The following is a 14,155-nucleotide window of genomic DNA, read 5'->3' as shown; positions in this document are numbered from 1 at the left end:
GTGGACGAGTGTTGCCGCAACGAACGTCGCTAATGGCGAGCGTGGCGTGTGCATTGGCACTCGGGATATCGTCCGTTGGATATGCACAGAACCCCACGATCATCAAACGCTCGATCGACTTCAGCCCCAAGTCGCCCTCGTACGCCGTTACCGATAGCGCGCCGACCCAGTCGCGTTATTCGAATCGCGATTCAGCCTACCCTTCCGATGCCGCCTCGCCATCGGATTCGGGCTATCAAGAAGGCCGTTCAGTCAGCGTCCGTCGTCCATCGCTTGACGAGTCAACGGAACCGTTGATCGAAGATCAACGCGAACGATTGTTCGATGAACTGGCTGAAGAATTCAGCATGTTCGACCGTTTGGGGAACCTGGTTCGCCGTGTGTCGACGTTGGTGAAGCCCAGCGTGATTCACATCGAAGCCCACAAAACCGAGAAGAACGAATCGTATGACGAGGCGGGGGCCGGTGTCGTGTTACGAATCAATAATGAGACGTGGGTCATGACGAATCGGCACGTAATCGTCAGCGCCAGTCCAAAGCAGATTTTGCTACGGACCAGCGACGGTCGCGAATTTCATCCCGTTAAAGTCCTGTCGGACCCCAGCACCGATGTGGCTGTGATGAAGGTTAACGGCATCGACCTGCCTGCTGCGCGATTGGGTGATAGCGACTCGACCGAGATCGGTGATTTTGTGATTGCGATCGGCAGCCCCTTTGGGCTCAGTCACTCGGTCACGTTCGGCATCCTCAGTGCCAAGGGACGGCGCGATTTATCGCTCGGCGAACAACGCATCGATCTGCAAGACTTCTTTCAAACCGATGCGGCGATCAACCCCGGCAACAGCGGTGGCCCGCTATTGAACCTGCGTGGCGAAGTGGTGGCACTGAACACCGCAATCGCCAGCAGCAGTGGCGGCAGCGAGGGTATCGGGTTTGCTATTCCGATGAACATGGCGATCAAAGTCGCCGATCAACTGGTTCGCAACGGACAACTTCGCCGCGGTTACTTGGGCGTCACGCTGGATCCTGATTTTACCGTCGCGGACCTTGCGGCAGCAGGTTACCGGGAAAAGGGCGGAGCGTTGGTGAAGAACGTTCGCCCCGGATCGCCCGCCGAGATCGCTCACCTGCAACGCGGCGACATCATCGTCGAATTTGACGGCAGCCCGGTGGAGAACGATGACCACTTGGTCGCTCGGGTTGGCTTGACGCCGATTGGTTCGAATATCCCGATGATCATTTACCGCGATGGCAAGCGGTACCGAACCGCCGTCACGTTGACGGACATGAACTAGACGCAGCGAAAGCCAATTCAGCGTCACGAAAGACGTTCGGTTTCGACCGGGCGGCTTGCGCCGCACCGCTATAAAAACGCCCGACGGGTGATTAACGCTTCTTCTTTAGATCGGGACGGCGGCGTTTGTTCGGGCGTTCGATCGGTTCTTCGGGTTTGTTGACCTGGTTGCGAATTCGATCAGCCAGCGTCAACGGTTTGTCCTTCTTCTCAGTCGGAACCGCGGTCCCATCGACAACGCCCAGATCGAAGTGCTTTTTGGCTGGCAACGTTTTCTTGACCAAGATCCGCTCGCAAATCCCCCACAAACTACTGGTGATAAAGTAGATACAGAGCCCGGCGGGAACACGAAAGAAAAACAATCCCATCATCAACGTCATGATGTTCATCATTTTCTGAGTCATCGCGGTTTGTTCATCCGTTGCGGGCGGCATGAACAATTTCTGTTGCAACAGGAACAACCCGACCACAAACACAGGCAAAATATTGAAATAGGGACCGAGCCAACCGGTGCCACGCCCCGACAAATAATCCCACATCCAATCGCCCCAATACGCTGCCATATCGGGACCCGCCAAATTGGACGCCCAGCTTGTCGCCGACGAGACCGCTTTTTGTCGTAGTTCAATGTCAACCGACAAGGCACGGTACAACCCGATAAAAATCGGCAACTGCAAGAACATCGGCAAGCAACCGGCCATCGGGTTGAAACCAACTCGCGCTTGCAATTCACGCTGCGCCTTCAAGCGGCCTTCCATGTCGTCTTTGTATTTTTCAGAGATCTTCTTCAGCTCTGGTGCCAACTCCTGCATCCGCTGAGCGTTAATCGCGGCCTTGCGGCTAAGCGGGAACATCAATCCCCGCACCAACACGGTCAACAAGATAATCGCGATCGCATAGTTGCCGATCACTCCGCCGATGACGTGCAACAATCCCGCCAACAGACGAGCGAACGGAGAAAACCATCCGTAATAGATGGTGTCGCCCAAGCCGTATTCCTCGACCACATCGGGGTCTTTGGGACCGGCAAACAAACGCAACGTCTGCTTCAACGATTCGCCCGGTTTGACCGTACTGACATTGCTGGTCAGATAAAACGTCGTGTTGACCGCGCGTTCTTTGTGACGCGGAATTTCATCAGCGTCAGCAACAATCCCGGCCGAAACACGTTGCAAATCGGTAAACGCCCTTTTTCCGGCTTCTGGAAGATAAGCGGTCACGAAGTACTGAGCATCCACGGCCACGTACTTCAACGCCTGAGTGCTGACGTCCGAATCCGGCGAGTAGATCGATTGATCGGGGTCCTCGGGTTGCTTCTTCGCAAGCTTTAACAGGTCATAACCACTCAACAATTCATGACGATTCGCGACACTGGTGTAAACGATATCGCGGGCCGCAGCTCCGCTGAAATTGGGGCTGATCTTGTTGCTGTACCACCAACCTTCCAACGTCAAACCGTTGGGTCCATGAAGTCGATACGCCAAGTCTTGAGGCTGATCGCCCTTGTTTTGAATCTCGATCCCCATGTCGATCACGTAGCTCGCCTTGGCCAAACGATAGCTGCGAACCAGTTCAAGTGGTTGCCCCTTAGCCTTTGCAAGCTCATCACTGCTGAGCGCTAAACGAAAGCTCAGCTCGTCGACTTCATCCAGTGCATCGCCCGCCGACTTGTTCGTCTTTTCGGTGGTCCACACGAGAGTGGCGGGGTCCGTGATTCCTTTGATCGCCTGGTCGCCGACCATGATTCCTTTGCGATTGACCTGTGCTAACGTCAGCAAACAGGACAATTCCGAATCGTTACCAATCACTTCGTCTGCGCCGCCGTCGCGGGCCAAACGAATCAGATCCAGAGGGTGTTCGCTAAGTTTGACGGTGATCGTTTGCGGGGTCAGCGAATCCTCTGCTGATTCGCCCGGCTCGTTCGATGCCGATGTGCTGCTGCGATGAAGCAGTTCAACTTTGACCGATTCGCCTGGCTTGGTTTTCGCCAATGCGATATCGATATCATTGCGGCGGACAATTGCCTTGCCATTCACTTTGGTAATGATGTCGCCTACCTTCAGTCCGGCGACTTGAGCGGGGGTTCCAGGCCCCACGACATTCACCGTCACTCCGTCGACCGATTCGGCGGTCGTCGCGGCAAAGTAGCCCATGTACCCGCTGCGGACATCCACGCGGCGATACTTCAGTTTGCCATTGCCCTCTTCGCGCTGGACCAATTCGATCCGCTCGATCGCTCCCCCACGACTATTGAGCGTGACCAGCATCGAGTAACCCGCCTTGGGGTCCATCGATCCAAGCGTCACCCACTCGGGCGTCTTCGGCCGCTCGGGTACGACACGATCCTCGGCGTCGGTGTCGGCCGCGTTCTCGCTCGCATCAGCGTCGCTGCGGGACTGGGCCGCCTCGCTGTCCGCGTCCTCCTCTTGGTCCTGGACGTCTTCATCGACCGGGGCGGCGACCTGCTGTTTATCTTTCGCGATCGGTTGCGGCGGGGGCATCACCCAATGCCGCAACGACATATAGATGGCCAAGAACGCTGTGGAGTAGATAATGAAAGTGAGTAGACGCCGTTCCACAGTGATTGCCAGCAAAAGAGGAAGTGGGGGGAGAGGTATTCGCGAGAGTTTGTGTGTAAACCCTCTATTCTGGCAGTGTTTTTAAATCTTGGGAAGGCGAACGAAAACGTTTTGCGGGAATGGGTTGCGGCGGCTGGACGCAAAATACGAACGACCGGCAAATAATTTGCCGAAAACGAGCCCGCTTCGATAATATGGGAACAATCGCGACGAGTTTTTCGTCCTATTGAAACAGTACAGCCCCTCATTACTTCTGCCTTGCTAGGCAAATCCCGTTTGACACAAAGCCACAGACGAAGCACGCCCCCCACAAAGCTGGTTTGGTAAACCTTGCGGGTTGTACCGAATTTTTTCGTCTTAACGACTATAAGTGGTCGACGTTTAACCGATGAATGGGCCCAATAAATGGCCATGGACAGCCGGATTGCAGACCTGCTTGGACATGACCGCCCGCTATTTTTTTGCACTTGCCGCCTGAGAGAACTGATGCGACGCAACTCCGAGAACCACTCGAATTCCACCGAGAACCGCTCCAGCGCCGTAAACCAACCCCAAAAGGGACGTCGCGGTATGCTTCGCGAACTTTTGACCCATTTCCGTTCCGCAAACGATACTCCTGTCTCGGCAAAACGAGGCCGATTGCTGCTCGAATCGCTCGAACAGCGGCAATTGATGGCCGGTGACGTCGAATTGATGTCAACCGATGGTGCCAGCGCCGAGACGTTCAATACCTTGGCTTCTCAAACCGGCAGCATTGCATCCCAGACGGGAAGCAGCCAGTCAGCAGGCGTGTCGCGAGCGGCCGAAGGGGAGTCCAAGCCGGACTTGGTTCAATTTGCCAAAGACCTAAAAGACGCGGGCGTGATCATGTACGGCGCCGAATGGTGTCCGTCCTGTACCGAGCAGAAACAGTTATTCGAGGACGGCGGCAAAGATTTGCCGTTTGTAGAGGTCACCAATCCTGACCGCACGCCATCGCAGTTGGCGATCGACGAAGGCATCACCAGCTATCCGACTTGGGAATTTCCCGATGGCACGCGGCTCGTTGGCGTGCAAACGCTTGCCACGCTGAGTGCTCGCAGCGGGGTAGCGATCCCGCAAGGTGAAACGCCAACGTTTGCCCCGGTCGGCAACAAAACGGTCCAAATCGGGGCTCCGCTGCATGTGCCCATCGACGCCTACGATCCCGATGGCGGCCCATTGACGATCACGGTCAGTGTACAGAATCCCGCGTTATTAGAAGCGGTCGTGCTGTCGGGGAACCGGTCGATTCGAATCGATATGGAAGGCTATGGCGACATGGTGTTCGAGTTGTTCGAGGACCGAGCGCCGACCGCAACCGGACGAGTCATCACGTTGGCCAACCAAAACTTTTACGATGGCATTCAATTCCACCGCGTGATTGACAACTTCGTACTGCAGGGGGGCGACCCGACAGCGACCGGATCGGGCGGTTCGACGCTCGGCGATTTTGACGATGATTTCCATCCCGACCTGATGCACACCGGTTCGGGTGTTTTGTCCTACGCCAAAGCGGGTGACGACACCAACGATTCTCAGTTCTTTATCACCGAGGGTGCACAGCGTTTCCTCGACTTTAACCACAGCGTCTTCGGACAACTGGTTGAAGGAGAAAAGGTTCGCGAAGCGATCAGCGAACATGCCACCAACGCCAGCGACAAGCCAACGTCCGCCATTCGCATCACCAGCGTCGACGTCTTTGATGACAACGAAAATGCCGTGGTGATGCTGAAAGCCAAAGGCAACGCCACCGGCACCACCAACGTCACCTATACCGTGACCGATGCGCAAGGCCGTACGTTTTCGGAAACCACCACGGTCAGTGTGGTCGCAGACAATTCGAACAGCCAACCATTTTTGAACAAGATCACCGATCCCGCGTCGGTCCCCGGTGGAACCGCTGCATCGCTTGCGTTATCGAGTGTTGATGTCGAAGGTGATGCGGTAACGTATTTCGCCAGCTCACAAAACGCCAACGCAGCAACCGCCACAGTCAATCCGACCACGGGCGTGGTCACGGTCACGCCCAAAGCCGGTTTCGTGGGAACCGTTCCTGTTTTGGTCGGCGTGCGTCCTGGGACTGGCGTGACGGGGAATTCATCAAGTGACATGGACACGCAATTGGTGACATTCACCTTTGGCAGCGGCGAATCGGTGGCCACACCAACGGGCATCGACCTGAGTGCATCACGTGATACGGGAGCAAGCAACACCGACAACATCACCAACGCGGGGACGTTGTCGTTTGTGGTCACCGGAGTCACCTCGGGTGCAACCGTGGAATTGGTCAACACCGCGACGAACGCGGTGATCGGTGTGGGGTCGGCAACGGGCACGACGATTACGATCACGACCAACAACATCGCCGCGCTCGGTGACGGCACCTATAACATTGCGGCACGGCAAACCGTCAATGGAGTCACGAGCGAACGAACTGCGGGCATCAACGTGGTTTACGACACCGAGGCTCCGGGCAGCGTGGTTGGTACCGCCGCTACCCAAGGCAACGTGGGACGCGAATTCCGCACCGACTTGATCAGCAGCGAAGAAGGCAACGGATTGACGTACACGTTGACATCGGCACCCGCCGGCGCGACCATTGTGGCGGCCACTGGCGAAGTCGTTTGGACACCGACGGCATCCCAAACCGGCGACAACACGTTTACGGTTGAATTGACCGATGCGGCAGGCAACGTTCGCACCGAGTCGTTCAACGTCAATGTCGCTGGCCAACCAATTGCCGAGATCAAGTTGACGATCACCGATCTGCAAGGCCAACCGATTACCGCAGTTCAGGTCGGCCAAGAATTCAACTTGAACATGATCGGCGTCGACGCTCGGACCGGCGAGGATCTTGATGGAATCTTCGCGGCGTTTGCCGACATTTTGTTTAACAGCGCCCTCATCCAACCGAAACCTGGAACCTCGATCACGTTTAGTGAACGATTCCCTACGGTGCAAAAAGGAACATTCTCGGACGGTTTGATCGATGAACTTGGTGCCGCAACCGATCGCTTGACGCCCAGCGGATTGACCGACAGTTTGATTGCGACAATCCGCATGGAAGCGTTAGCGACCGGATCCGTCAATATTCGCTCGGAACCCGCCGACGCGGCCGATAGCGAAGTCTTGCTGTACGGTAACGACAACCGTATTTCGACCGATGCAGTTGCCTATGGCAGCGTGCAGCTTGCGATCGGGCAAAACTTCACGGTCGCCGATGACAAGATCACGGTCGCCGAAGATTCCGCGCCGACCACCATTGATGTTTTGGCCAATGACAAAGTCATCAGTGGCAATGGCACGTTAACGTTGGTCTCAGTGACCCAACCCTCGCGTGGAGCCGCCGTCAGTGTTCAGAACGGTAAAGTCGCCTTTTTGCTAGACAATAACTTCAACGGCGACTTTGAATTCACTTACCGGGTTCGTGACGACCAAGGCATTCAAGAGGATGCCACGGTGACTGTCACTGTGACTCCGGTGAATGATCCTCCTACCGCCACCGACGACTCGTTTGACGTGGACCAAGGTTCAACCGCCACTCCGCTGGACGTCTTACTTAACGATCTGATCACGCCGGACACCGGCGAAACCTTGAAGGTCACCGCGGTCCAGGGAACCACCGCCAAGGGAGGAACGGTCACCATTTCACAGAATGGACAATCGGTTCTCTATACGCCGCCAGCCAACTTTACCGGCAGCGATTCGTTTACTTACACGGTTTCGGACGGTTCACTCACTGACGAAGCGACAGTGTCGTTGATCGTCAAATCGGCTGATCCACCGCCAACCGCAGTCGACGATGCATTCACGATCACCGAGGATGCCGCCGAAGCTCAGTTCAATGTGCTCAGCAATGACACCCGCGATGCGGACAATCAGGCATTCACGATCATTTCGGTCGGCACCGCCGACAAAGGGGGTGCTGCACGTGTCAATGCCGACGGCACTCAGATCTTCTACAAACCCGCGGCCAATTTTAACGGCACCGAAACGGTGACCTATACCATCCGTGACAGCGGAGGCGGGATTGACGTCGGCACCGTTACCTTCACCGTCACCGCGGTCAATGATGCACCACCGGTCATCAGTGCGGTTGCCAAACAACATAACGGCACTAGCGAAAAGGCGATCTTCACGCTCTCGGAATTGCCGGCGAACGTTGACAGTGGTGAAACGTTGACGTTCTCGAACCTCAGCACTCCGACGGCGGGCGGAACCGTTCGCATCGATGCCACCACCGGCACTATTTTCTATAAGCCTGCGGCCGGGTTCAAAGGTACCGACACGTTTACGTACCGAGTCAACGACGGCAGCGGTTTGACCAGCACCGGCACGATCACGGTCGAAGTCTTTGACTTTGTACCACGCGACGTGCTGCTGAACTTCTTGGCGACCGACGTGGATCCGAGCCAAATTAGCGGCATTAAACTGACGGGCACCGACGACTCCAACACAGCCGTTGAAATCCCGTTGTCCTTCAGCGGTGACAAGCCTTCGTTTAAGGACATTTTGCCGGGCACGTACCAGTTACAAATTCCTTCACTACCGTTCTTTGACAACGGATCGGCGGCTCAGAATATCACGGTCACAAGTTTGCCGGAGGACGGTGACACAACCATCGACATCTCGCTCGGTCGCCTTCGTCCTGAATTCATTACGATCCGTGAATGGTTAGGATCGACACCGAAGCAGTCGTTGTTAGTTGCAGTGGAACCTGGCAGCACGAACGCGGTGGTTGTCCCCACATCGGCGGTCAAGACGATTACCAATCCGACGGTTGCATTGGATTCAACGAGCAAGAATCTGACGATCAGCGGCACCAAGACCACGACATCCTCGACCGGCTCGGTGACGACGTCGCAGGTCAAGGCCACGTTGCCGACGACTGCGGATCGACGGGTGCAACCGCTGGGTCAGTCGGGCGGAATGCAGCTGTACCGAATCAGCGTCGAGGAGAAGGATGTCACATTCGCGCCAGAGACGACTACGGCAGCCGCAGCGTCCAGCACCACGGAATCCTCAGGCACGGGCTCGTCCTCAAGTGCAGCTCAGGGCGAATTCGTCGAGTCGAACAGCAGTGCCTCTTCGCTAGCGGCCACCCAAGCCGACGCGGGGACGCTCGGGGTCAGCAGCGGTGATGACGCGTGGGTTGGCGAGTCGCTGCTACGTTCTCAATTAGCGAGCTCGTCCGCGGTGTCCGCGAACGTGGACGCCGTCGATGATGCGATGAGCCAAGTCGCGTCCGAGTTAACCCGGATTTCCAAATCGGGTGACGCGATCGCAGAACAAGATTCGGCAGAAAATCCGCTCCGCGATCAAGCGATCGATGCGGCCATCGCCTCGGATCTGTAGGCCACTGGGACCTGTAAACCGGCATTCTCCGCCGCCGATTTCGTCAAGAAATCGGCGGCGGTTTTCGCTTTCGGCCGGCTGCGATTTGGCGTTTCGGAACGGTTCTGGAGCTCGAAAACCGTAAAAGTGCGTATTTTACGGAAAAATAAAGTTTACCATTGACAGCACAGAGGCCGATGCTAGGCCCCCCTGTGCAACCCCGTTTCCAGCCGTGATTGGGGTCTGAAAACGACCATATTGCAGAAAACACTGAAAAACGTGGGCTTTTTTGGGCAAAGCCGGGTTGCGTCAGTGGCATGGCCGACATAACACTTTGCCCTATTGAAAACATCGAGCTATCAAGCTCAACCCAGACTACTCTCACCCTGTGATAAGAAGGTTGTTGCACATGGCTAAAGCCGCACCCAAGGCAGCCCCACAAAAGGCTCCGACCAAGACTCAGATTTTGGCTAACATTTCTGAAGCGACCGAATTGACGAAGAAGGACGTTGCTGCCGTCTTCGACGCGTTGACCGCTGAAATCGAAAAAGCGATCAGCAAAGGTGGCCCAGGCCAGTTCGCAATCCCAGGTCTTTGCAAAATCATCCTCAAGGACGTTCCTGCAAAGCCAAAGCGAAAAGGCCGTAACCCTGCCGACGGCAGCGAAATTTGGTTGAATCCTAAGCCAGCGAGCAAGAAGCTTTCGATCCGTCCTTTGAAGGGTCTGAAAGAAATGATCTAAAAACCCAATTGGGTTTTGACGATTTTTCGATCGCCCCCGTCGCGGGGCGAACAAAATAGAAGCAGCTGGCCAGCCAACGATTTCGATTTGGTTGCCAGCTCTTTTCGTTTAACGACTTCTCTGTTTGCCTCACAAAGCCTCTTTTTGTGACTCGTCGTTTTGTTTCTCAGCATGCGATGCCCCCCATCGACGGATCAGCGACGGCATTTACTGACAAGAAAATCACGGCATTGGTATTTCGTGAATTTTCTTATTTTTGTTAAAGGTCCAAGTCAGAACCAATTTCCTTCGATTCTCTCGGTGTTCGACATGCGACAACTTTGCCTCGGAACCTGCATGTTTGCGTTGGCGTTAACCAGCGTTGGCTGCAGGCAAACGACTGGCCCGACTGCGGGCGGACCGCTCACACCAGTCGGCCCCATGGCCCCGGTTGGACTTACGCCTGCACCGATCGGAGGCGTGGGAGCCAGTTCGGCAATCAGCCCACTGGGAGCCTCCACGCGAGTGCCACCACCCCCCAACAATTCATTCCAAAATCCTAACGGGGCGCCTGCGGGATTCGTTCCTTATGGGCAAACCAACGTGGCACCGTTCCAGTCGTCTCTCGGTGCTCAACCGTTTGATTCGTTCTCGTCAAATCCCTCACAACCCTCGGGGTTGCAACCCACGGCACCACCACAGCTCGCACAAGTCTCGGGCAATGCCTACGGGGATCAAGCCATCGGCTCAGGCGTGGCGACCGCGAGCTGGCAAGAAACCCGGTCGCAAATCAATACGGTCTCGGGCACGTTTGCAAATCCAAACAACGGTAATCCCGCCTCGGGATATGAAGCTGTCGACTCGGTCCCTCGCGTTCGTTTTAACGGAATGCAAGTCCACGATTTAACAGGCGCCCCGAAGACTCCCTACAGCGTGGCTCCGGCGGCCACCTACGCTGCCCCGATGCAAAGCAACACACTAAACACAATGAGCCGTGGTTACTATCCGCCTGCGGTCGACAATGGCAACCGGTTCAATTTGGCTCCGCAACGAGCGCCGGCCGAGTACCAAACCAGTCCACAATACAATCCACAGCCGATTCCGATCTCGGAACGAGATCGTAGCGTCAACGCACCTGGTGTGGCCCCCCAGTCACAATATGGATCAGATTCCCAGTACGGTTCGGATTCCCAGTACGGTTCTGGCGGGGACCAATTCAGCTCCGTTGCCAACGCCAACGCGTTGCAACCGGCCCCGGCATTGCAACCCGTAGCACCGCAAGCACAGGGTGCAACGACGGTCAACGCATTCGAGCAGCAGAATCGTCCATCGGCCGAGCATCAACCCTATACGGCGATGGAACCTGCGTTTCAAGGCGCACGACGTTTCACGACTTCGGTACCAAGCACCGAACCCTTGAACCGGCCCGCAGAGCAAACTGCAGAGAACAACGACACGCTTCGCTGGGGCCGCCCGCGAACCGCGTTTTAGCTCAGGACAACCAATTCCGTCCCGCGATCGTCTTGCCGCCGATGACCATCGGCACTTCGGAAGCTCGGTAGTTCGCCGCTCGCACTAGTGCGGGGCGAGCATCGAGAAGGTCGAGTCGATCGAGGCAAAACCAAACTGCGGATCTTGTCTTGGTCGGTTGACAATCGCCGACAACAATTCTTGCAAATCTTCGATCGGTTCTGGCTTGCTATACAAATAGCCTTGCCCGAAGTCACATTTCAGATCACGCAGTTGCTGCAATTGACGCGTGGTCTCGATCCCTTCAGCAATCACTTTGGTATCCAGATTGTGAGCCAACGTGATGATCGCATGAATGATCGATTCATAATCGTCACCGACCTCCATCGTCGAAACAAACGATCGATCGATCTTCAGCACATCGATCGGGAATCGATGTAAACAGCTAAGCGATGAATGCCCGGTACCGAAGTCATCCATGTGCAAGCGGATGCCAAGGTTGCGAATCTCGCTTAAACAATCAACGATTTGCTCAGGGCTATCCATGATCATCGATTCGGTGATCTCGAGATTTAGCTGATTCGGTGAAACGTTCTCGGTTTCGAGGACATCTTTTAGCAGATCCACGAAATTAGCGTCGGCGAGTTGTCGTTTAGAAACGTTCACCCCGATGGAGATGGGGGGACCGTCGCCGCGGGCTTCATTTAACCGATGAATGGTGCGACATGCTTCTTCGAGGATCCAGCGACCGATGGGCACGATCAAACCGATCTCTTCGGCAACCGGCACGAATTCGGCGGGGCTGATCAAACCTTTGGTTGCGTGGTCCCAGCGAACAAGCGATTCCAACCCGACAATGACTCCCGTTTCGATATCGAAGATCGGTTGGTAGACCAATCGCAGTCCCCCGTCTTTCAGCACGGTACGCAGCGCTTCTTCGAGCTCGAGTCGCTTCAGGACCGATTCGTGCATGGCGTGGTCAAACACCGCCAAACACTGTTTTCCGCTGAATTTGGCGCGGTACATCGCCAGATCGGCGTTTCGCATTAATTCTTCGGGCGTGGTCACCGAATCGTTTGAAAATGCGATCCCCAGGCTCGTTCCGAGCGTTAATTCGTGGCCGCTGACGGTGTAGCGGCCGATTAGGTCGGTGCGAATTTGTTCGGCAAATTCGGTCGCCACCTCTTCGCTTGCGACATTGCCAAGGAAGATCACAAATTCGTCGCCACCAAGACGCGCCACCAAATTCTTGGTTTGCGTTTCCGAGCTGCGTGAAACGGCATCGACCGCCGCTTGCAATCGTTCGCCGATCGCAACCAACAACTCGTCGCCAACGGCATGTCCGAGGCTGTCGTTGATGATCTTGAAGTTATCCAGATCCAAGAAAATCAGCGCATCGCAATTCCCCGCACAAAAGGAACGATTCGCGAACCGCGACTCAAGCATTTGCTTCAGATGCGTCCGATTCGGTAAATTGGTCAGCGAATCATGGGTCGCGGCATGCTGCAGTTCGGATTCCGCTGATTTGCGTTGGCGAATCTCGACATGCAATTGCTGATTTGAACTACATAACTGTTTCAGACGCCCGACCATGGTATCGATATTGGTTGCCAAATCACCAAACTCGTCATTGCGATTGATTTCCGAGCGAGCCGAAAAGTTTCCGGTCTCTCCCATCCGCGTGGCGTGTTGCGACAATTGGTTCAGCGGATTGATCACGATTTGCTGCAACAACAGCAACAAGATCGAAAGCACGACAAAGGCGGCTGCGACGAGCGAACCAATCGCATAGTGCATCGCGATCCGGCCTTCTTGCGAAATATTGCGTCGGACAAATGCATACGTCGACAACGCGGGATTGCCTTGGATGTCAAACAGCGTCCCTTGCGCGACGAGATTCTCTTCGTCGAGTTCGCGAATCGAGATCGGTGCCGCTGCTACCTCGTTGCTCTGGTCCTGCCCTTTACGCATCGACACCGGACCTTGACGCATGGCCACCGGCACGATTCGGTGTGAGGCCATGGTCAATGGATCAATCGCATCGACTTGGAAAGTAACGTCGGTCTGTTCCGCTTTCGCTGCAATCGCTTGCCGATCCAAGAAGCGACCGACCACGACCGCACCTTCCACGTGATTGTCCCCGTCGCGGGTGATAGGACGTGCCAGCACGATCATTGGACCTGCTTCGGTGATGATGACCCCGCGTGTTTCCGACGCGTCCGATGCCGATGCCGAAAGCGATGCCGCGACAACGGGATGCATAGACGTCCAATCGTCACTGGGAAACGACGTAACAGAGGCTTGCGTTAGGTGGCTGAATTGCTGTTTGTGGCCAGGCGGATGGATCGATTGCCAGACGACTTTGCCGTCGTGATTGACAACCGCAAACATGTCGAGATGACGATCCGAATACGATTGTCGGCTCTGGCTGCGACGCTGAAAACATTCCTTCGTCTGGTCGACGTAATCTTGCAGCGAGTCCCAATCGGTTGGCAGGTCCAGGACCAGGTGCAAATTATCGACGTCGCGTTGGATGCTGGCGTGGCAACGCTGCAAATCTTTGGTTGCTTGGAATTGTTCGAGCGCGACGAAACGTGGCATCACCACGTATTGATGGATCGCGGTGTCAATCACCACATAGGTAATAAAGACCGCGATCAAGGACAGCAATATTTTCAGTCGCAGATTCATTCAGCCAAGTCCTACCCCGCCAGCACGCACGTCTCGTTCGGGCAG

Annotated in this window: 6 protein-coding genes; 4 read left to right on the top strand and 2 right to left on the bottom strand. The window is 55.6% G+C overall.

Annotated elements, in window-relative coordinates; all coding sequences use genetic code 11:
• Window positions 1-32 precede the first annotated feature (32 nt).
• Entirely contained in the window at window positions 33-1,295 is a 1,263-nt protein-coding gene (locus tag ABD971_RS17250; RefSeq protein WP_345324137.1) for a S1C family serine protease, read from the top strand.
• 91 nt (window positions 1,296-1,386) lie between these two features.
• Here the strand turns inward: ABD971_RS17250 and yidC are convergent, their stop codons facing one another.
• On the bottom strand, window positions 1,387-3,888 hold the full coding sequence (yidC, locus tag ABD971_RS17245; protein WP_345324085.1) for a membrane protein insertase YidC: 2,502 nt from the start codon (window positions 3,886-3,888) through the stop codon (window positions 1,387-1,389).
• 555 nt (window positions 3,889-4,443) lie between these two features.
• Here yidC and ABD971_RS17240 point away from each other — a divergent pair.
• The 3 genes from ABD971_RS17240 (at window position 4,444) to ABD971_RS17230 (ending at window position 11,440) form a co-directional block, all read left to right on the top strand.
• On the top strand, window positions 4,444-9,249 hold the full coding sequence (locus ABD971_RS17240) for an Ig-like domain-containing protein (RefSeq protein WP_345324083.1): 4,806 nt from the start codon (window positions 4,444-4,446) through the stop codon (window positions 9,247-9,249).
• 388 nt (window positions 9,250-9,637) lie between these two features.
• Window positions 9,638-9,970: an HU family DNA-binding protein gene (locus ABD971_RS17235; protein ID WP_339943370.1), complete on the top strand. Its 333-nt coding sequence runs from the start codon at window positions 9,638-9,640 to the stop codon at window positions 9,968-9,970.
• Between the two features lie 309 nt (window positions 9,971-10,279).
• Window positions 10,280-11,440: a hypothetical protein gene (locus ABD971_RS17230; protein WP_345324080.1), complete on the top strand. Its 1,161-nt coding sequence runs from the start codon at window positions 10,280-10,282 to the stop codon at window positions 11,438-11,440.
• An 84-nt stretch (window positions 11,441-11,524) separates the two neighbouring features.
• Here the strand turns inward: ABD971_RS17230 and ABD971_RS17225 are convergent, their stop codons facing one another.
• The gene (locus ABD971_RS17225) at window positions 11,525-14,110 is read right to left on the bottom strand and encodes a bifunctional diguanylate cyclase/phosphodiesterase (protein ID WP_345324079.1); all 2,586 of its coding nucleotides are present in this window, start codon (window positions 14,108-14,110) and stop codon (window positions 11,525-11,527) included.
• Window positions 14,111-14,155 lie beyond the last annotated feature (45 nt).

This window comes from Novipirellula rosea, from assembly GCF_039541335.1.
Lineage (GTDB): Bacteria > Planctomycetota > Planctomycetia > Pirellulales > Pirellulaceae > Novipirellula > Novipirellula rosea.
This window is presented reverse-complemented; position numbering and strand designations above follow the sequence as displayed.

Excerpts from the sequence above, each read along its gene's own strand:
- ABD971_RS17250 (WP_345324137.1), top strand. The coding sequence starts at position 33 with ATGGCGAGCGTGGCGTGTGCATTGGCACTCGGGATATCGTCCGTTGGA.
- ABD971_RS17240 (WP_345324083.1), top strand. The coding sequence starts at position 4,444 with ATGCTTCGCGAACTTTTGACCCATTTCCGTTCCGCAAACGATACTCCT.
- ABD971_RS17235 (WP_339943370.1), top strand. The coding sequence starts at position 9,638 with ATGGCTAAAGCCGCACCCAAGGCAGCCCCACAAAAGGCTCCGACCAAG.
- ABD971_RS17230 (WP_345324080.1), top strand. The coding sequence starts at position 10,280 with ATGCGACAACTTTGCCTCGGAACCTGCATGTTTGCGTTGGCGTTAACC.
- ABD971_RS17225 (WP_345324079.1), bottom strand. The coding sequence starts at position 14,110 with ATGAATCTGCGACTGAAAATATTGCTGTCCTTGATCGCGGTCTTTATT.